Annotated in this window: 17 protein-coding genes and 1 tRNA gene; 7 read left to right on the top strand and 11 right to left on the bottom strand. The window is 64.2% G+C overall.

Annotated features, from left to right (window positions below):
• Positions 1-22: 22 nt before the first annotated feature.
• The 5 genes from AB0T83_RS02520 to rlmB form a co-directional block, all read right to left on the bottom strand.
• A complete protein-coding gene (locus AB0T83_RS02520; protein WP_366191264.1) occupies positions 23-1,198 on the bottom strand; it encodes an acetyl-CoA C-acetyltransferase in 1,176 nt (391 codons plus the stop codon).
• A 110-nt stretch (positions 1,199-1,308) separates the two neighbouring features.
• Positions 1,309-2,124 (bottom strand): EAL domain-containing protein, encoded by an 816-nt coding sequence (locus tag AB0T83_RS02515; protein ID WP_366191260.1) that lies wholly within the window; start codon positions 2,122-2,124, stop codon positions 1,309-1,311.
• A 113-nt stretch (positions 2,125-2,237) separates the two neighbouring features.
• Entirely contained in the window at positions 2,238-2,669 is a 432-nt protein-coding gene (locus AB0T83_RS02510) for a CoA-binding protein (RefSeq protein ID WP_366191258.1), read from the bottom strand.
• Positions 2,670-2,836: 167 nt separating this feature from the next.
• Positions 2,837-3,106 (bottom strand): hypothetical protein, encoded by a 270-nt coding sequence (locus tag AB0T83_RS02505; RefSeq protein ID WP_366191256.1) that lies wholly within the window; start codon positions 3,104-3,106, stop codon positions 2,837-2,839.
• A gap of 3 nt (positions 3,107-3,109) precedes the next feature.
• Complete coding sequence (gene rlmB, locus AB0T83_RS02500) at positions 3,110-3,934, bottom strand: 23S rRNA (guanosine(2251)-2'-O)-methyltransferase RlmB (RefSeq protein WP_366191574.1); 825 nt, start codon at positions 3,932-3,934, stop codon at positions 3,110-3,112.
• A 111-nt stretch (positions 3,935-4,045) separates the two neighbouring features.
• On the opposite strand from rlmB, the gene AB0T83_RS02495 reads away from it, so the two are divergent.
• Positions 4,046-4,129 (top strand) — tRNA-Tyr (locus AB0T83_RS02495).
• Between the two features lie 117 nt (positions 4,130-4,246).
• On the opposite strand, the gene dctP is transcribed toward AB0T83_RS02495, so the two are convergent.
• From dctP to AB0T83_RS02475, 4 genes are all read right to left on the bottom strand, one after another.
• Entirely contained in the window at positions 4,247-5,281 is a 1,035-nt protein-coding gene (dctP, locus tag AB0T83_RS02490; protein ID WP_366191573.1) for a TRAP transporter substrate-binding protein DctP, read from the bottom strand.
• A gap of 83 nt (positions 5,282-5,364) precedes the next feature.
• On the bottom strand, positions 5,365-6,696 hold the full coding sequence (locus AB0T83_RS02485) for a TRAP transporter large permease (protein WP_366191254.1): 1,332 nt from the start codon (positions 6,694-6,696) through the stop codon (positions 5,365-5,367).
• Entirely contained in the window at positions 6,686-7,204 is a 519-nt protein-coding gene (locus AB0T83_RS02480) for a TRAP transporter small permease subunit (RefSeq protein WP_366191253.1), read from the bottom strand. Before AB0T83_RS02480 ends, AB0T83_RS02485 begins: the two co-directional genes overlap by 11 nt.
• Before the next feature lie 31 nt (positions 7,205-7,235).
• On the bottom strand, positions 7,236-8,000 hold the full coding sequence (locus AB0T83_RS02475) for a DeoR/GlpR family DNA-binding transcription regulator (protein WP_366191251.1): 765 nt from the start codon (positions 7,998-8,000) through the stop codon (positions 7,236-7,238).
• 170 nt (positions 8,001-8,170) lie between these two features.
• Here AB0T83_RS02475 and AB0T83_RS02470 point away from each other — a divergent pair, with 170 nt between their 5' ends.
• From AB0T83_RS02470 to AB0T83_RS02460, 3 genes are read left to right on the top strand one after another with little or no spacing between them, the layout of a single operon-like run.
• The gene (locus tag AB0T83_RS02470) at positions 8,171-9,538 is read left to right on the top strand and encodes an NAD(P)/FAD-dependent oxidoreductase (RefSeq protein ID WP_366191250.1); all 1,368 of its coding nucleotides are present in this window, start codon (positions 8,171-8,173) and stop codon (positions 9,536-9,538) included.
• A complete protein-coding gene (locus AB0T83_RS02465) occupies positions 9,535-10,740 on the top strand; it encodes an NAD(P)/FAD-dependent oxidoreductase (RefSeq protein ID WP_366191248.1) in 1,206 nt (401 codons plus the stop codon). Before AB0T83_RS02470 ends, AB0T83_RS02465 begins: the two co-directional genes overlap by 4 nt.
• Complete coding sequence (locus AB0T83_RS02460; protein WP_366191246.1) at positions 10,737-12,158, top strand: FGGY family carbohydrate kinase; 1,422 nt, start codon at positions 10,737-10,739, stop codon at positions 12,156-12,158. Before AB0T83_RS02465 ends, AB0T83_RS02460 begins: the two co-directional genes overlap by 4 nt.
• A gap of 27 nt (positions 12,159-12,185) precedes the next feature.
• Here the strand turns inward: AB0T83_RS02460 and AB0T83_RS02455 are convergent, their stop codons facing one another.
• Complete coding sequence (locus AB0T83_RS02455; protein WP_366191244.1) at positions 12,186-12,497, bottom strand: ETC complex I subunit; 312 nt, start codon at positions 12,495-12,497, stop codon at positions 12,186-12,188.
• Between the two features lie 344 nt (positions 12,498-12,841).
• On the opposite strand from AB0T83_RS02455, the gene uvrB reads away from it, so the two are divergent.
• Positions 12,842-15,025: an excinuclease ABC subunit UvrB gene (gene uvrB / locus AB0T83_RS02450; RefSeq protein ID WP_366191242.1), complete on the top strand. Its 2,184-nt coding sequence runs from the start codon at positions 12,842-12,844 to the stop codon at positions 15,023-15,025.
• Here uvrB and AB0T83_RS02445 read toward each other — a convergent pair.
• Complete coding sequence (locus AB0T83_RS02445) at positions 15,022-15,858, bottom strand: hypothetical protein (RefSeq protein WP_366191240.1); 837 nt, start codon at positions 15,856-15,858, stop codon at positions 15,022-15,024. The two genes, uvrB and AB0T83_RS02445, sit on opposite strands and share 4 nt — an antisense overlap.
• 340 nt (positions 15,859-16,198) lie before the next feature.
• Here AB0T83_RS02445 and AB0T83_RS02440 point away from each other — a divergent pair, with 340 nt between their 5' ends.
• Together AB0T83_RS02440 and AB0T83_RS02435 are read left to right on the top strand one after the other, a co-directional pair.
• The gene (locus AB0T83_RS02440) at positions 16,199-17,533 is read left to right on the top strand and encodes an 8-oxoguanine deaminase (protein ID WP_366191238.1); all 1,335 of its coding nucleotides are present in this window, start codon (positions 16,199-16,201) and stop codon (positions 17,531-17,533) included.
• 138 nt (positions 17,534-17,671) lie between these two features.
• Complete coding sequence (locus AB0T83_RS02435) at positions 17,672-18,649, top strand: AAA family ATPase (RefSeq protein WP_366191237.1); 978 nt, start codon at positions 17,672-17,674, stop codon at positions 18,647-18,649.
• Position 18,650: the final 1 nt, after the last annotated feature.

The raw sequence follows: 18,650 nt of genomic DNA, 5'->3' as shown, positions 1-18,650 counted from the left end.
TTCATTCGTGTGCTTTCGCGGATCAGGGACGTTCCACGCAGAGCGCGACGCCCATGCCGCCGCCGATGCACAGTGTGGCGAGGCCTTTCTTGGCATCGCGGCGCTGCATTTCGAACAGAAGCGTGTTCAGAACCCGCGCGCCCGAGGCGCCGATCGGGTGACCGATGGCGATGGCGCCGCCGTTCACGTTGACGATCGACGGATCCCAGCCCATGTCCTTGTTCACGGCGCAGGCCTGCGCGGCGAAGGCTTCGTTGGCTTCCACGAGGTCCAGATCGTCAACCGCCCAGCCGGCCTTGTCCAGCGCCTTGCGCGACGCGTAGATCGGGCCGACGCCCATGATCGACGGGTCCAGACCGGCGGTGGCATAGGACGCGATGCGGGCCAGCGGGGTGATCCCGCGCTTTTCGGCTTCGGCGGCGGACATCAGCAGCACGCCGGCGGCGCCGTCGTTCAGGCCCGAGGCGTTGGCCGCGGTGACCGATCCGTCCTTGGTAAAGGCGGGGCGCAGCTTCTGCATGGCTTCCATGGTGGCGCCGTGGCGGATGTATTCATCCGCGTCCACCACAGTCTCGCCCTTGCGGGTCTTCACGGTGAATGGGATGATTTCATCGACGAACTTGCCGGCCTTCTGGGCAGCTTCGGCCTTGTTCTGCGAGGCCACGGCGAATTCATCCTGCTGTTCGCGGGTGATCTGCCACTGGTTGGCCACGTTCTCGGCGGTCTGGCCCATGTGGTAGCCGTTGAAAGCATCCCACAGGCCGTCCTTGATCATCGTGTCGATGTATTTCATGTCGCCCATCTTCTGACCGGCGCGCAGGGCGGCGGCATGGGGGCTCATGGACATGTTCTCCTGGCCACCGGCGGCGACGATCGAGGCATCGCCGAGCATGATGTGCTGGGCGCCCAGAGCGACGGCGCGCAGGCCCGAGCCACACACCTGGTTGATGCTCCAGGCGGCGCTTTCCTGCGGCAGGCCGGCATTGATATGCGCCTGACGGGCCGGGTTCTGGCCCTGGGCGGCGGTCAACACCTGGCCGAGGATGGTTTCGGATACGTCCGATTTGTCAATTCCGGCGCGGGCGACAAGGCCCTCCAGCACGGCAGCACCAAGATCATGCGCGGGGGTGTTCGCAAATGATCCCAGGAAGCTTCCAACCGCGGTGCGGCCAGCCGATGCGATTACGACGTCGGTCATTGGTATTCCTTCCGTTGTCTCTCGACAGGCGGCGCGTTTCGGTTCGGGGGAGACCGCCTGACCCGCCTTGGATAGGCGGTGGACCCCGGCGGAGCAACTGACTTTGTGTCTCAGCGCGCCATCGGGGTTCCGAGGGAACAGGGTGCGGAATGGGCGGAGGGCCAACAGGGCTTGGGGCCGGGCCGCCCGAAGGCATAACCTTGCAGGCAGTCGACGCCCCGGGATGCCAGGTATGCGGCCTGCGCATGGCTTTCGACCGATTCTGCAACGGTCAACAGGTCGAAGTGCCGGGCCAGTCCCAGCAGCGCGTCGAACAACACCTGATTGTCGCGATCGTGATCCACATTGCGGGAATACTGGCCGTCGATCTTCAGGATGTCGAAGCGCAGGGCGCGCAGGGTGCTGAAGCAGGTGCTGCCCGCGCCGAAATCGTCCAACGCCAGCGACAGACCCAGCGCATGCAGCCGTTCGAAGATCGCGGGCATGTCCGGCGTGGTCAGGCGGCTGCATTCGGTGACCTCGACGATCAGGCGTTCCGCCAGATCGGGCGCGGCGGCCAGTCCAGTGGTCAGGGTGTGCCACCATTGCGGGTCGCGCAGGGACCGGGGCGCGGCATTCACTGCCAGCCTGAGCGTCGGGCGGCGGCCCAGTTCTGCAAGACCCAGTTGCAGGGCGCGCACGTCCAGACGGAAGCCCAGCGGGCGATTCTCGACCGCCGGCATGAACGCGCCCGCCGCCACCAGCCCGCCGTGCGGGCGGCGCAGGCGCAACAGGCCTTCGTGAAAGGCGACCCTTGAAGGATCGGCCCCCTGAACCACCGGCTGAAACGCCAGCGTGATCCGGTTGTCCTCAAGAGCCGCGGAAACCTCGGCTTCGATCAGCGACGGGTGCGGGCGGGGCGGCGGAGCGCATTGAGTTTGAAACATGGCAGCGTTTTCCTTGGCAGGCCCTAAGGTCTTGCAGGGATTCGCTTAAATGTTCCTAAAATGTTCCCCATTTTGCCCGGCAAGCGGGGAAACCGCGACCATCTGTGCCGGGATTACAGCGATCCGGGGCCGAACAGGCGGGGGATCTCGATCATCGGGCAGCGATTCTGGACCACGCGTATTCCTCGCGCGCGGGCCTTGGCGGCCGCTTCATCATCCCGCACGCCCAATTGTGTCCAGATGGTGCGCAGGGCTGGCAGATGCGTCAGCGCCGCCTCTACCACCCCGGCCACATGGGCCGAGTTGCGGAATACGTCGATCATCTCGACCTCGGCGGGCAGGTCCGCGATTGTCGCCACCACGGTTTCGCCGAACATCTGCGCCCCGGCCTGACCCGGATTGACCGGGATCACACGATAGCCACGCCCGCGCAGGTATTGAGAGACATAGTGGCTGGGCCGCGCCGGATTGGGCGAGGCGCCGATACAGGCAATGACGCTGGTGTCGGTCCAGATCTGGCGCAGGTCTTCGTCGGAAAGGGTCATAGCAGTCTTACGCAGAAAAAAGCGCCCGGGAAACACCGGGCGCTGAAGTCGTGGAACGAGGGACAGTTTGAAAGGGCAAGAGTTCCAGCTTGCCGACACGTTAGATGTAAGGTGCAAGCCTCATATTGGAAGGGGCCCCCGGTCGCGGTGACAAACTTGTGAAGAGGTCAGTCGAAAATATCGTCCAGAAGATCGAAGGCTTCGCCCATCAGCTTTCGTGACAGCGACTTTTTCCGCTTCTTCTTTTTGGGCTTCGAAGTCTTCATCCGGGTTTTCCCCGGCTTCACTGGCGCCGGTTGCGTCTTCAGCGCCTTCAGATCGTGCAGCGGTGCGCCGCAAGAGGCGCAGGCCAGTTCATGGCCCGCGCGCCCGGTCAGCACCAGTGCGGCGCGGGTGCCGCAATAGCAGCAGGTGGCGATCTTGGTTCCTTGCGGCAAGGGTCAGCTCCGGTGGACGTGCCTTGCAGCATATAGGGCAACGGCAGCCGCGTTGGAGACGTTGAGCGATCCAAATGCGCCCATGGCCGGGATATTGACCAGACTGTCGCAGGTGTCGCGGGTCTTTTCACGCAGGCCGGGGCCTTCGGCGCCCAGCACCAGAGCGACCGGGCCGGGGGGCAGCGGTTGCAGGGTATCCTCGATGCTGTGCTCGGCCTCGCCGGCCAGCCCCAGCAGCAGGTAGCCCATGCTGCGCAGCTCCTCCATCGCGGTGGCCAGGTTGCGAATCCGCAGATAGGGCTGCCGTTCCAGCGCCCCCGAGGCGGTCTTGGCGAGCGCCCCGGTTTCCGGCGCCGAATGGCGCTGCGGGCCGATGACCGCGCGCGCGCCGAACACCTCGGCCGAGCGCAGGATGGCGCCCACGTTGTGCGGGTCGGTCACCCGGTCCAGAAGAACCACCAGCGCATTGGTGTCCTTGCGCGGTGCACAGCAGTCCGACAGCCCGCCCCAATCCAGCGGTTTGACCTCAAGAGCCGCCCCCTGATGCACCGAGCCGGGGTCCAGCGGCACCGGAAAGCGGCGCGGATCGGCCATTTCCGGCTCCATCCCCGACAGGGCAATGGCCTCGGCCAGCTTGTCGGCGGCGTTCTTGGTGACCACCAGCCGCAGCCGGTCACGGGCCGGGTTCTGCAGGGCGTCGCGCACCGCGTGCAGCCCGAATAGCCACACGGTTTCCTGCGCCGAGGCCCGGCGGGACTGTTCCTTTTCGATCACCCATTTCGGTTTTTTCACGGGTCCGCTTCCTCGCTGTGGCAGGGGCGGCACCATGCGCGAAACTTGATCTTCGGGCAAGGCGCGGCGGCGATATTTTCCGGTTGACGGCTTCCATGCGGGGGGCTATCCAGCGGCCCACGTCAGACGGTGCAGCGCATCGCAGACGGGCGACGGGCTGCAAGGTGCGGCAGCGGACTGTAACTCCGCCGGGGAGACCCACGCCTGGTTCGATTCCAGGGTCGCCCACCATTCCCCCCCTCAGGTTCGACATGGAAGCAAGACGCTCCAGCTTTGTGTGCCGGAACACCGTTGGCCGTGGTCATGGGGGCGACAGGCAGGGTGTCCCGCCTGTCGCGATCGGGTCTATCAGCGGTAGGGGTAGCCCGCCTTTTCCATCGTCGCGGCGTAGGTCTTGAACGCTTCGACCACCTTGGCTGGACGGCCACCCTTGTCGGCGACACTGTCCCAGAAGGTTTCGGCATCGGCCACGACCTGGGCCCATTCTTCCGGCGGCAGCGAGGTCAGCTCCATCTTCTCGCCTTCCACGCGCAGCTTGGCCTCGCCGCCCCAGTACCATGTGGCGCGGTAATAGTGCGACTGGTCGATGGTGATCTTGAACAGCTCCTGCAGGTGCGGCGGCACCTTATCCCAGCTGGCGGTATTGGCGAAATACGAGCCGAACCACGCACCGGTGACCGAGTTGGTCAGCGCATAGTTGCAGATGTCGGCCCAGCCGACCTCATAGGCCTCGGTGAAGCCACACCAGGCAACGCCGTCCAGCTCGCCCGTTTGCAGGGCAACTTCCACATCGTCCCACGGCACTGTCACCGGGATCAGGCCGTATTGCGACAGGAAGCGGCCCGCGGTCGGCACGCCGAAGACGCGCTTGCCGCGCATATCGGCGAGCGAGCGGATCGGTTCCTTGGTGAAGATGTGCAGCGGATCCCAGGCACCGGCCGACAGCCAGGTCACATTGTCAACCTCGTCATAGGCCTCTTTCCAGATCTCGTTCAGCCCGTAGTAGGTGAACAGCGCCGGCACATCGAGCGAGTAGCGCGTGGCGAAGGGGAAATAGCCGCCGAAGACCGAGATATCGACGGGCGAGGCCATGGTGGCTTCATCCGACTGCACCGCGTCCAGCGTGCCGTTCTGCAGGGCGCGGAACAATTCGCCGGTGGGGACCAGCTGGTCGGCGTAATACAGTTCGATCTCCATCTCGCCGTTCGCGGCGGTGTTGAAAGCCTCGATCTGCGGCTTGATCACATGCGCGCCCAGCGGTGCACCGGAATAGGTCTGCAGCCGCCACTTGATCGGACCCTGCTGGGCGATCACCGCCGGGGCCGCCAGCGTCGAGGCCGCGCCGATGGCCGAGCCTGCCAGAAACTTGCGACGGGTGGACAGGATCTTGCTGGACGGGGCCGGTTTGTTGTCTTTTGTCATGGTGACCTCTCTCTCTGTTGGGTTCTCTTGATTTTCTCAGGTGATCAGTTCCGCACAGCCTCGGGCAGCCAAAGCGCGATCTGCGGGAACACCATTACCAGCACGATGGTGAACGTCATCATCAGGACGAACGGCCAGATCGAGCGGTAAATGTCGGGAAGGGTGATGTCCTTGGGCGCCATCGAGCGCATCAGGAACAGGTTATAGCCGAAGGGCGGCGTGATATAGGCGATCTGGCAGGTCATGGTGTAAAGCACGCCGAACCAGATCAGCTGGTTGTCGAAGCCCAGGTCCAGGGTCTTGACCAGCGGCACATACAGCGGTGCCACGATGACCAGCATTGCGGTGTCGTCCAGGAACATCCCCATCACGATGAACGACAGCTGCATCATGATGATGACCTGCCAGGGGGTCAGTTCCCAGCGGGTGATGAACAGGCTTTCGATGGCGCGCACAGCACCAATGCCGTCGAACACGGCGCCGAAGGCCAGGGCCGCAAGGATCAGCCACAGGAACATGCAGGACACGCCCAGCGTCTTGCGCGCCGTGTCATGCATCATCCGCAACGAGAACCGCCCCTTGGCAATGGCCGCCAGCGTCGCCGCCGTGGCCCCCACCGCCGAGCTTTCCACCAGCGAGGTAATGCCCATGATGAACAGGCCGGTCATGGCAAAGAAGATCAGGAAGGGGATAATGCCGGCGCGCAGCAGTTTCAGCTTCTCGCGCATGGGCATGTTCAACTCCTCGTCCGACACCACGGGGGCGAGGTCGGGATTGATCCTGGTGCGGATCACCACGTAGATCACGAAAAAGGTGGCCATCAGCAGGCCCGGAAACACGCCTGCCAGCCACAGTTGCGACACCGGCTGGCGTGCGATCATGCCAAACAGCACCATCACCACGGACGGCGGCACCAGGATACCCAACGACGAGCCGCCCTGCACCACGCCGGTAATCAGCACCTTGTCATAGCCTCGCCGCAGCATTTCGGGTAGGGCGATGGTGGCGCCGATGGCCATGCCCGCCACCGACAGCCCGTTCATGGCGGAAATGATGACCATCAGGAAGATCGTGCCGATGGCCAGCCCGCCGCTGACCCGCCCGAACCAGACGTGCAGCATCTTGTACAGGTCTTCGGCGATGCCCGCTTCGGACAGCACGTAGCCCATGTAGATGAACAGGGGCAGCGTCAGCATCGGGAACCAGTTGAACAGCTTGAAGGCGGCCGAGAAGGGGATCTCGACCCCGCCGGTGCCGTACAGCATCAGCACCATGCCCGCGCCGACGCAGCCGATGGCGCCGAACACCCGCTGGCCGGTCAGAAGCAGTATCATGGTGGTTCCGAACATCGTCATCGCGATGAGTTCAGGACTCATGAAGAACCTCCCCGCGCAGGGCGGCGATGTGTTTGACGAATTCGGACACGGTTTGCAGGATCATCAGGGCGATACAGCCCACCATCAGCGACTTGATCGGGATCATCGACGGGTTCCACATGGAGAACCGCCGCTCGTCGGTCTGGATGGCGTACTCCAGCGAGGAGATCGAGCCGATGAACAGCACCACCAGATAGAACAGCAGGCAGGCGGTGGTGATCGCATCCAGCCGATGCTTGCCACGCTCGGACAGGCGATCGTACAGCAGGTCCATGCGCACATGGTCGCCGTCCTTCATGGTCTTGGCCCCGCCCATGAAGTAATAGGCCGCCAGCGTGAACTGTGCCGCCTCGATGCCCCAGTGCACGGGAATTTCCAGAACATTGCGGGTGATCGCATCCATCAGCAGAATGCCGATCATGGCGAAGATCAGGTACATCGCCACGATGCCGATATAGTCCGATATCCGATCGATGGTCCTGACGTAGATTTGCAGTGCTTTCGGCATGCTGTCCTTCGTTTCTTCCTGTTCGTCCGCCTCAGGGGATCGCCACGCCGGCAGTGCCCAGGGCCTTGAGATGGGTGTCGTCGGGTGGTCCCGCAGCGAGAACGGTCTGAATCTGACCCAGCCCGCAAACGTGAAAGGCGGCCTTGCGGCCGAATTTTGACGGAACGGTCAAGAATGTGACGCTTTGGGCGGAATTGATCATCGCGCGGGCAATTTCGGCCTCATCCGCGTTGGCGTCCGTAACACCGGCCTCGGCATCCAGCCCGGTCGGGGTCAGCACCGCGTGATCGGCGCGGAACCGGCCAATCTGTTCCAGAACCATCGGGCCGACGGTCTGGCTGTTGCCGCGGGCATAGGCGCCGCCCAGCAGATAGACCTGGCCCTGGCCGCCGAGGGTCAGCTTGTCCGCGGCGGCCACGGAATTGGTGATGACGGTCAGCCCGCGCAGTTCGGCCAGCACCGAACAGGCCACCAGCGTGGTCGAGCCGGTGTCAAGAAACAGCGTGTCGCCGGGATGCACGATCTGGGTCAGCTTGGCGGCGATGGCCTGTTTGGCCGCGCGTTCTTCGTTCATGCGGGCCTCGAACGAGGCTTCCACATGCAGCCGTTGCTGCGTCGGCACCGGGCGGGCGCCGCCGTGAAACTTGCGCAACCGGCCCTGATTTTCCAGCTTGGCCAGATCGCGGCGCACGGTTTCCACCGACACGTCAAAGCGCACGGCAAGGGTGTCGACGGTGACCTCGCCCTCGTGGGCCACGAAGGCCGCCATCCGATCCTGGCGCTGTGTGCTCTTCATCGCCGACATTCGCGCATCAACCCCCCGTGCCGCCCATTTGCACAAGCCTTGAGCGCTGCTGTCAATTGATTTGTGCCCGAACAGTCAGATTTTCTGGCCCGGATTGACTGGTCGGTCATCCGTGGTCAGAAAGGTGGCAGCGCGCGTTCAGGAATCGGAACCCCTTGCCCATGACCCAGACTGCCCAGACCTATGACATCGCGGTGATCGGTGCCGGGGTCATCGGCTGCGCAATTGCCCGCCGTCTGACGCTGGAAGGAGCGCGGGTGGTGGTTTTGGAAAAAGCCGCCGACATTCTGGACGGCGCGTCGAAGGCCAACAGCGCGATCCTGCACACCGGCTTCGACGCCCCCAAGAACTCGCTGGAACTGGCCTGCGTGCAGGAGGGCTATCGCGAATACGAGACGCTGCATGCGCAATTCAACCTGCCGCTGGATCGCTGCGGCGCGCTGGTGCTGGCGTGGAGCGCCGAGCAGGAGGCCCGTCTGCCCGAGCTGATGGAGCAGGCCCGCGCCAATGGGGTCGATGACGTGGCCCCCCTGACTGGGACCGAAACCCTGGCGCTGGAGCCGAACCTGAACCCGAACGTGCGCGCCGCGTTCAGGGTGCCGCGCGAAAGCCTGATCGATCCGTGGTCGGCGCCCCATGCCTATCTGCTGCAAGCCTTGCTTAACGGCGCGACCCTGAAGCGGAATTGCGCGGTCTCGGGCGGGTCGTTCGACGGGGCAATCTGGACGCTGGACACCACGCAGGGGTCGCTGCAGGCAGGCCATGTGGTCAATGCCGCGGGCCTTTACGGCGACCGGATCGACGCGGCGCTGCTAGGGCAGACGCAGTTCACCATCCGCCCGCGCAAGGGGCAATTCGTGGTCTTCGACAAGATGGCCGCCGGGCTTGCACGGCACATCCTGCTGCCGGTGCCCACCGCCACCACCAAGGGCATCGTTGTCTGCCGCACGGTCTGGGGCAACCTGCTGGTCGGTCCCACCGCCGAGGACCAGGACGACCGCGACACCGCCTGTCTGGAGACCGAGACCCTGCACATGCTGCACGCCAAGGGGGCCGAGATCCTGCCAGCGCTGGCGCAAGAGGAAGTGACAAGTATCTACGCCGGCCTGCGTCCCGCCAGCGAACACAAGGACTATCAGATCCGCGCCCATGCCGGGCGCAACATGGTCACGGTCGGGGCGATCCGTTCGACCGGGTTGAGTTCGGCCCTGGGCACGGCGGCGCATGTGGCGCGGCTGTTGCAGGGGCAGGGGCACACGCCCGCGCCTCTGCCCGCACCGCATGTGCCGCGCATGGCGATGCTGGCCGAGGATGGATCGCGCGACTGGCAAGCGCCGGGCAATGACGGCATGTTGTGTCACTGCGAGCGGGTCACATGGCGCGAGGCGCGCGCTTCACTGGCCGATCCGTTGGCGCCCAACACGCTGGCCGGTCTGAAGCGCCGCACCCGCGCCACCATGGGCCGCTGCCAGGGCTTCTATTGCGGGCAGGCGGTGCAGGATCTTTTGGCCGAAGGCACCGACGCATGAGCAATCTTCCCGAAATCGTCGATGCCCTGATCGTCGGGGCCGGTCCGGCGGGCTTGTCGGCGGCCGCCGAATTGCGCCGATTGGGTGTCGGCCGGGTGGTCGTTTTGGAGCGCGAAGCCACCCCCGGCGGCATCCCGCGCCACTGCCTGCATTCGCCCTATGGCCTGCGCGAGTGGAAACGGCTCATGTTCGGCCCCGCCTATGCCAAACGTCTGGTGCGGGAGGCCGAAGGCGCGGGTGCCGAGATCCGCTGTCAGACCACCGTCACCGCGCTGCATCCCGGCGGCGAAGTAGACGTCAGCACACCAGACGGCCCGCGCCGGATCCGGGGGCGGGTGGTTCTGCTGGCCCTTGGCGCCCGCGAATCCCCCCGCGCCGCGCGCCTGATCGGCGGCACCAAGCCCGGCGGCGTGATGAACACCGCCACCCTGCAAAGCTTCGCGGCTTTCTCGAAGCACCGCCCGTTCCACAATCCTGTCATCCTTGGCTCCGAACTGGTCTCCTTCTCCGCGCTGCTGACCTGCCGGACCGTTGACGCGCGCCCGGTGGCGATGCTGGAGCCGGGTCCGGAGATCACCGCGCGGGGCGTCATGGCCATGGCCCCGCGTGCGATGCGCGTGCCGCTGTTGCTGAACACGCGGATCACCGCGATCCACGGGCGCGCACAGGTGAACGGCATCACCGTGGAGACCAACGACACGTCGCGCGACATCGCTTGTGACGGGGTGGTGGTGACCGGCGGCTTCCGGCCCGAAAACGCCCTTCTGCGTGCCGCCGGTCTGGCGCTGGATCCCGGCAGCCTTGGGCCGCGCGTCGATCAATACGGACGCGTGACCGATCCCGCCTATTTCTCGGCGGGCAATGTGCTGCATCCCATCGAAACTGCGGGCTGGTGCTGGGACGAGGGCCGCAGGGTGGCGCGCTGCATGGCCGCCGCGCTGAACGGTTCCCTGCCGCCGCGCGATGCCGCCACGCCGCTTGCCGTGACCGGGGTAAGGCAGGGCGATGCGCTGGCCTACGCCCTGCCGCAGGAGATCTGCGCCCCGGCAACGCAGGCCGTGCCCGCCTTCGACCGCGTGCAGATGCGTCTGCGCCAGCCGTTTTCGGGACAGGTGCGGGTGCAGGGCCAGAGCCACTGGATCGCCTCGCGTCCCGAACGCCGCATCACCGTGCCGCTGCACCCGACCCCGGAGGCGCTATGACCGTTCTTGCCATCGACCAGAGCACGACCTCGACCACCGCCTTCCTGTTCCGCCCGGATGGCACGTCCGAAAAGGTCTTTTCCCGCGACCACCGGCAACTCTATCCGAGATCGGGGTGGGTGGAACATGACGCGGGCGAGATCGTCGACAATATCCGCGCTGCCCTACAGGCGGGAAAGGCGGCCGGGGCGACGGTCTTCGGGCTGGGCAATCAGGGCGAAAGCTGTCTGGCGTGGGACGCGGAAACCAAGTTACCGCTCGGCCCGATCATCGTCTGGCAGGACACCCGCACGGCCGATCGTTGCGCCGCGCTGAAGGCGGCGGGGCACGCGGCCTTGGTGCGGGAGCGCGCCGGGCTGCAGCTGTCGCCCTATTTCTCGGCCACCAAGCTGGCTTGGTGCCTCGCACATCTGCCCGAGGCGCGCAGGCTGCGGGATGTCGGGCGTTTGCGGCTTGGCACCAGCGATGCCTACTTCCGCGATGTTCTGACCGGCCGCTTCGAAACCGATGTGGCCACGGCCTCGCGTACCTCGCTGATGAACCTGCACAGCGGCACGTGGGATGTAAAACTTTGCGCGCTGTTCGGGGTGCCGGAAAGCAGTCTGCCCGCCATCACCGATTGCAACGGCGAACTGGGGCAGGCGGAGGGGTTGGCCTGCCAAAGCGCCATCGTCGATCAGCAGGCGGCCCTGTTCGGCCACGGGGTGGACCAGGCCGGCGACACCAAGATCACCTTCGGCACCGGCGCCTTTGCGCTGACCCTTCTGGGCGACACGCCGCCCGCCAGCACAACTGCCGCCCTGCCCACCGTGGCCTGGCGCGAAGCGGGGCAGCCGATGCAATACGCGCTGGACGGGGGGATATTCACCGCCTCAAGTGCGCTGAACTGGGTCCGCGATCTGGGGCTGTTCCACGATTTCTCGGACCTGGCCGACCTCGAAGGCCCGCCGATGCTGGCGCGTGGTCTGGTGTTCGTGCCGTCGCTGTCCGGGCTGGGCTGTCCGCATTGGGATGAGGCGGCCAAGGGCGGCTGGCTGGGGCTGACGCTGGACACCCGCCCACATGACATGGTGCGGGCAGTGTTCGAAGGGGTTGCCCTGCGCATGGCCGAGATCCTGCAGGAGTTCGAACGTCATGGCCCCATCGCCAGCCCCATCGGCGTCGATGGCGGCATGGCCCGAAATCGCGGCTTTTGCCAGTTTCTGGCCGATGTGACAAGGAAGTCCCTGCGCCTGTCTGAAGTTCCCGAGCGCACGGCGCTGGGCGTGGCGCGGCTGGCGGCGCGCGCCTCAGGCGGGGATGTATTGGTGGCCGCGCCGGAGACCATCCTGACGCCGCAGGCCGATCATAGCGGGCTGCTCGCGCAATTCATCGCCGCGCGGAAACTGGTGCAAAGCTGGGGATCCGGGCGCGTGTGACCGGCGCCCGGCAGGGTCGGGACTGATTCAGTGGGTCCAGGCGCCCCGGCGATCCGGCACGAAGTTTTCGCCATAGCCGCGCGGGCGGATGTTCGGCTTGCGGGTCTTGGGTTCGCTCACCTCGGCGTCGATGCCGTGATCCTGCGCGTATTTCCGGGCGGCTTCCTTGGTGGCAAACCGCAGCCGCACCTGGCTTTGGGTGTCGCTGCTGCTGGTCCAGCCCATCAGCGGATCGACCTCGCGCTGCGACGCAGCCGCGAATTCAAGAACCCAGTCGTGGGTCTTGGCGGTTCCCGATGACATTGCCGTCTTGGCAGGACGATAGATGCGTGCGCGCATGTCAGCCTCCGTGTTTTGACGTGCGATACCACGATCGGGGCGCGGGCGGGAAGCGGCAAAGCGGCGCTGTTGACGGGAAAGGGAAGAAAGCCGGTCGCCGCACGCGTAGGTGTCGGAGTTACAGAGAGGCGGCGACCAGCGTTCGTCTTCAATCACGGGACACTATCGGTTTCAATTGATTCTCTCAAGAATCAATGGTGACTGAAGGGAAATATCCCTGCCTGCCGAGAAACAGGGGCGTTCCCTCCTGACACCCTCCTGTCAGGAGGGGTCGATACCGGCACTGGCACAACCCGGTGCTGGGCCCTAAGTTTCCAAGGTTGCAGCCGTCAGCGAGACTCGCCATGCCCTATGCCCATTCCGACAAGTCGCCCACCGTGGATCGCACCGGCGGCCGTGAAAAGCTGGAAGGCGGGCGGCGGTTCATCCTGCAGACCGAGTTCTCGCCGGCCGGCGATCAGCCCACGGCCATCAAGGAACTGACCCAAGGGGTGCGCGAGGGGGAGCAGAACCAGGTGCTTCTGGGGGCCACTGGCACCGGCAAGACCTTCACCATGGCCAAGGTGATCGAGGAAACCCAGCGGCCCGCCATCATCCTGGCGCCGAACAAGACGCTGGCGGCGCAATTGTACGGCGAGTTCAAGGGCTTCTTCCCCGACAACGCGGTGGAATACTTCGTCAGCTACTATGACTACTACCAGCCCGAAGCCTATGTTCCGCGCAGCGACACCTACATCGAGAAGGAATCGCAGATCAACGAACAGATCGACCGGATGCGCCACTCGGCCACCCGCGCGCTGCTGGAACGCGATGATGTGATCATCGTGGCCTCGGTGTCCTGCATCTACGGCATCGGCTCGGTCGAGACCTATTCGGCGATGTCGGTCGATCTGCACACCGGCAATGACTACGACCAGCGCAAGGTGATGGCCGATCTGGTGGCCCAGCAGTACCGCCGCAACGACGCAGGCTTCCAGCGCGGCAGTTTCCGGGTGCGCGGCGATGTGGTGGAAATCTGGCCGGCGCACCTGGAGGACCGGGCCTGGCGGCTGTCCTTCTTTGGCGAGGAACTGGAGGCGATCACCGAGTTCGATCCGCTGACCGGCGAAAAGACCGACACCTTCGAGAAAATCCGCATCTACGCCAATTCGCATTACGTCACGCCGAAGCCGACGATGAAACAGGCGATCATCGGCATCAAGGCCGAGCTGCGCATCCGGCTGGATCAACTGGTGGCCGAGGGCAAGCTGCTGGAGGCCCAGCGGCTGGAGCAGCGCACCAATTTCGATCTTGAGATGCTGGAAGCCACCGGCGTCTGCAACGGGATCGAGAACTATTCGCGCTACCTGACCGGCCGGGCCCCGGGCGAACCGCCGCCCACGCTGTTCGAGTTCATTCCCGACAACGCCATTGTCTTTGCCGACGAAAGCCATGTCTCGGTGCCGCAGATCGGCGGCATGTACAAGGGCGACTACCGCCGCAAGTTCACGCTGGCCGAACACGGCTTCCGGCTGCCGTCCTGCATGGACAACCGCCCCCTGAAGTTCGAGGAATGGGATGCCATGCGCCCGCAATCGGTTTTCGTCTCGGCCACCCCGGCGGGCTGGGAGCTGGAGCAATCCGGCGGTGTCTTCACCGAACAGGTGATCCGCCCCACCGGCCTTCTGGACCCGCAGGTCGAGATCCGCCCGGTCAAGACCCAGGTCGATGATCTGCTGGACGAGATCCGGCGCGTGGCCGAGTTGGGCCAGCGCGTGCTGGCCACGGTTCTGACCAAGCGCATGGCCGAGGATCTGACCGAATACCTGCACGAACAGGGCATCCGGGTGCGGTACATGCATTCGGACATCGACACCATCGAACGGATCGAGATCCTGCGCGACCTGCGGCTGGGCGCCTTCGACGTGCTGGTGGGCATCAACTTGCTGCGCGAGGGCTTGGATATTCCCGAATGCGGGTTGGTGGCAATTCTGGACGCCGACAAGGAAGGTTTCCTGCGCTCGGAAACCTCGCTGATCCAGACCATCGGACGGGCCGCGCGGAACGCCGAGGGCAAGGTCATCATGTATGCCGACCGGGTCACCGGCTCGATGGAGCGGGCCATCGGCGAGACCGACCGCCGCCGCGCCAAGCAGATCGCCTATAACGAGGAACACGGGATCACGCCCGAGACGGTGAAGAAGAACGTCGAGGATGTTCTGGCCGGGCTTTACAAGGGCGACACCGATATGGCGCGGGTCACGGCGACCGTGGACAAGCCGCTGGTCGGTGCCAACCTGCAGGCCCATCTGGACGGGCTGCGCGACGAGATGCGCAAGGCCGCCGAGAACCTGGAATTCGAGGAAGCTGCGCGCCTGCGCGACGAGATCAAGCGGCTGGAAGCGGTCGATCTGGCCATCGCCGACGATCCTTTGGCCCGGCAAAGCGCCGTCGAAGCCGCCGCCGAAAGCGCGATGAAGCGCAAGGGCCGGTCCACCGCCGGCCGTCCGGGGCAGCGCGGCGGGGTGGTGAAGCGGCGGGGACGTTAACGCCCGCCGATTCCAACAAGTTGGTTCACCATAGGAAAAAAGTCGCCCGTTACAGGGACGATGCTGGAGCCGAGTGAGAATCGGTACCAAAATCTAAACTCATTTTCCGGCTGGAATTTTGTGTCTTTGGTCATGTGGCAGTTTTTGAATATTTCTTCCATCATTTCTTTAGTAAAATCAGCTTCTTCTTGAATTTTGATTTCTTTGTCTATGTACCTGACCTCACCATAGCTACCAGCGATTCGGATGCCCGAGGTATGATGAAGTTGGATGCCATCATGTGTTGAGAGATCCAAGGATGTTAATGGTATGCTCGGGAGAAGGCCCCCAATTAGATTGCTAAATGCGGGTGCTTTGCTTTTGGGGAGTGACCACTTTGAGTCGTAGCTAAATGGACTGTCCATATTCCCATCCAGATCGATACTCATGCAAAAAATGAGTATGTTTTCCAAGTCAATTGTGATTTTTGCCTGACCGGATAGTCTGGCGTGTGTTTGCGTTTCCTCTAAAGTTACAACTTTTTCTACGTCAATGATCATTTTTCCTGGGTGGTCGAATGGAGAGGAAACAATGGTTTTTTGTTGTTGTTGTATAAAGTTTCCCATTTTTGGAATGACAGCACCAAACAATACGTCCTTCAGCCAAGACTTGGAGAACTGAGTGCTGGGATCAAATACAAGCTGAGTAGTCCAAATGCCCTCCTCGGGGTCATGGATCTCTCCCAATTCTTCATTTCTGTAGCTGTGTAAGGTTCCTAGTTTAAGGGTCCCCCGATTGCTGGGATGGTCTTTTGTATGGCAGAACTTAGTTAGGTACATTCTATTTGCTTTCATGGGGGATTTCAAAAATTCATGTTTGCTGCCGTAACGGAACCACAATGACAAGAACACGGTCTGACTACGTTAGGATTATCATTTCCAAAACCCAAGGAGCCGTTGGGCCATTCTATGGTGTCCAATTCTAGCTGGCGTTCCGTTGACTGTTCCACCCACAGTAATTTGCATGTTTAGGGGGCGGGCCGCCCGAGGAACACGTCTGCTCCCACACCCGTCACATACAAATCCGTTGACCCGGGCAGGATCGGTTCGCTATCACTTCAGCGGTCGGTTCTTACCCGTTTTCCACCGGCCGGGCATTCCCCCTGATGAGACGGTCGCCGAGGAATGGACCCGAATGACCGAGATCCTTCTGAAAAATGCCGACACCGTCCTGACGCTGGACGACGACCGCCGCGAGCTTTCGCGGGCCGATGTGCGCATCCGCGACGGTGTGATCGTCGAGATTGGCAGTGCGCTGACAACGACCGGCGAAACCCACGACCTGCGCGGCTGCGTTGTGACCCCCGGTCTGGTGAACACCCATCACCACCTCTACCAGTCGCTGACCAAGGCAGTGCCCGGCGGGCAGGATGCGCTGTTGTTCGGCTGGCTGCAGACGCTTTATCCGATCTGGGCGCGCTTCGGGCCGGAAGAGATGTTTGTTTCGGCGCAGGTGGGGCTGGCCGAACTGGCGCTGTCGGGCTGCACGCTGACCTCGGATCACCTGTATCTCTATCCCAACGGCGCGCGGCTGGACGATACCATCGCGGCGGCGGGTGAGGTCGGGCTGCGGTTTCATCCGACACGCGGGGCGATGAGCATCGGTGAAAGCGACGGCGGCCTGCCCCCCGACAGTCTGGTGGAGCGCGAAGCGGCAATCCTTGAGGACTCCATCCGCGTGATCGACGCCTTCCACGATGCCTCGGACGGCGCGATGGTGCGGGTCGGGCTGGCGCCCTGTTCGCCGTTCTCGGTCAGCCGCGACCTGATGCGCGACGCGGCGGTTCTGGCGCGCGACAAGGGCGTGATGCTGCACACGCATCTGGCCGAGAATGACGAGGACATCGCCTATTCGCTGGAGAAATTCGGCTGCCGGCCGGGGCAATACGCCGAGGATCTGGGCTGGACCGGCTCCGACGTCTGGCACGCCCATTGCGTCAAGCTGGACGGGCAGGAAATCGACCTGTTCGCGCGCAGCCGCACCGGCGTCGCCCATTGCCCCTGTTCCAACTGCCGGCTGGGCAGCGGCATCGCACCGGTGCGCCGGATGCGCGACGCCGGGGTGAAGGTCGGGCTGGGGGTGGATGGCTCGGCCAGCAATGACACCGGCAACCTGATCCTTGAGGCGCGCCAGTCCATGCTGTTGCAGCGGGTGGCCAATGGCGCCGATGCCATGTCGGCGCGCGAGGCGCTGGAGATCGCGACGCGCGGCGGTGCCGAGGTTCTGAACCGGCCCGATTGCGGCCAGATCGCTGTGGGCAAACGTGCCGATATCGCGGTCTGGGATGTCTCGGGCATCGACAGCGCGGGCAGTTGGGATCCGGCGGCGCTGTTGCTGGCCGGTCCGACGCGGGTCAAGCATTCCTTCGTGGAAGGCCGCCAGATCGTGCGCGACGGCCAGGTCGTCACCATCGATCTGCCGACCGTGATCGAACGGCAGAACCGTCTGGCGCGGCACCTGGCCGGCTGACCGTCCGCGCTGTCACGGTGTTGCACCGTTCCGGGGCGTTGGTCCATGCTGCGAACAGGCCCGCCGTGATTTGCCACGCAATCACGGCGGGCTATTTCGCCCCGTGTTCCATCGAAACGACCATTGCAGGATTTGGCCATGACCGCGCTAGAACAGATTTCCGCCCTACAGGATCGCATGGCGCAGTCCATCATCGGCCAGAAGGATGTGATCGAACGGTTGGTGATCGGGCTTCTGGCCAATGGCAACCTGCTGATCGAAGGCCTGCCCGGTCTGGCAAAGACCCGCGCGGTCAAGGCGATGGCCACAAACCTGGAGGCCGATTTCTCGCGCATCCAGTTCACGCCGGACCTGCTGCCGTCGGATGTCACGGGCACCGAGGTCTATCACCAGGGCCCCGAAGGCAGCCAGTTCCGCTTCGAGCAGGGGCCGATCTTCGCCAACATCGTGCTGGCCGACGAGATCAATCGCGCCCCGGCCAAGGTGCAGGCGGCATTGCTGGAAGCGATGGAAGAGCGGCAGGTGACCGTCTCCGGCACCACCCACAAGATGCCGCCGCTGTTCATCGTGATGGCGACCCAGAACCCGATCGAACAGGAAGGCACCTATCCGCTGCCCGAGGCGCAGACCGACCGTTTCCTGATGCATGTGCAGGTGCTGTATCCGCCGGTCGAGGATGAGGTGGAGGTCATCCGCCTCGTGCGTGGCGAGGAGCAGGCTTCGGCTTCCGGGGGAGAAAGCACCCCACCGGACGCCATCCCGCAACAGGCGGTATTCGATGCGCGGGCCGAGATCGGGCGCATCCATGTGTCCGAGGCGATGGATCGCTACATGGCCGACCTGGTGCAGGCCAGCCGCACGCCCGCCGCTTTGTCCGAGGATCTGGCGCGCTGGATCGAGATCGGCGCCAGCCCGCGTGGCAGTCTCGCGCTGGACAAATGCGCCCGCGCCCATGCCTGGCTGAAGCAGCGCGACTATGTCGATCCGGCGGATGTGCGCGCCATCGTGCACGACGTGTTCCGCCACCGGATCGCGCTGTCCTTCGAGGCGCAGGGCGAGGGCAAGACCACCGACGCCGTGGTCGACGAGATCGTGTCGCTCGTGGCGCTGCCCTGAG

The organism is Meridianimarinicoccus marinus, assembly GCF_040689105.1.
Lineage (GTDB): Bacteria > Pseudomonadota > Alphaproteobacteria > Rhodobacterales > Rhodobacteraceae > Meridianimarinicoccus > Meridianimarinicoccus marinus.
The sequence above is the reverse complement of the archived record's forward strand: the minus strand, read 5'-3'. Positions and strand labels throughout refer to the sequence as shown.

Bases quoted from the DNA above. Each gene is read 5' to 3' on its own strand.
- uvrB (WP_366191242.1), top strand. From the start codon at position 12,842: ATGCCCTATGCCCATTCCGACAAGTCGCCCACCGTGGATCGCACCGGC.
- rlmB (WP_366191574.1), bottom strand. From the start codon at position 3,934: ATGGTGCCGCCCCTGCCACAGCGAGGAAGCGGACCCGTGAAAAAACCG.
- AB0T83_RS02465 (WP_366191248.1), top strand. From the start codon at position 9,535: ATGAGCAATCTTCCCGAAATCGTCGATGCCCTGATCGTCGGGGCCGGT.
- AB0T83_RS02475 (WP_366191251.1), bottom strand. From the start codon at position 8,000: ATGAAGAGCACACAGCGCCAGGATCGGATGGCGGCCTTCGTGGCCCAC.
- AB0T83_RS02460 (WP_366191246.1), top strand. From the start codon at position 10,737: ATGACCGTTCTTGCCATCGACCAGAGCACGACCTCGACCACCGCCTTC.
- AB0T83_RS02510 (WP_366191258.1), bottom strand. From the start codon at position 2,669: ATGACCCTTTCCGACGAAGACCTGCGCCAGATCTGGACCGACACCAGC.
- AB0T83_RS02470 (WP_366191250.1), top strand. From the start codon at position 8,171: ATGACCCAGACTGCCCAGACCTATGACATCGCGGTGATCGGTGCCGGG.
- AB0T83_RS02480 (WP_366191253.1), bottom strand. From the start codon at position 7,204: ATGCCGAAAGCACTGCAAATCTACGTCAGGACCATCGATCGGATATCG.
- AB0T83_RS02440 (WP_366191238.1), top strand. From the start codon at position 16,199: ATGACCGAGATCCTTCTGAAAAATGCCGACACCGTCCTGACGCTGGAC.
- AB0T83_RS02520 (WP_366191264.1), bottom strand. From the start codon at position 1,198: ATGACCGACGTCGTAATCGCATCGGCTGGCCGCACCGCGGTTGGAAGC.
- AB0T83_RS02515 (WP_366191260.1), bottom strand. From the start codon at position 2,124: ATGTTTCAAACTCAATGCGCTCCGCCGCCCCGCCCGCACCCGTCGCTG.
- AB0T83_RS02485 (WP_366191254.1), bottom strand. From the start codon at position 6,696: ATGAGTCCTGAACTCATCGCGATGACGATGTTCGGAACCACCATGATA.
- AB0T83_RS02455 (WP_366191244.1), bottom strand. From the start codon at position 12,497: ATGCGCGCACGCATCTATCGTCCTGCCAAGACGGCAATGTCATCGGGA.
- AB0T83_RS02445 (WP_366191240.1), bottom strand. From the start codon at position 15,858: ATGAAAGCAAATAGAATGTACCTAACTAAGTTCTGCCATACAAAAGAC.
- AB0T83_RS02435 (WP_366191237.1), top strand. From the start codon at position 17,672: ATGACCGCGCTAGAACAGATTTCCGCCCTACAGGATCGCATGGCGCAG.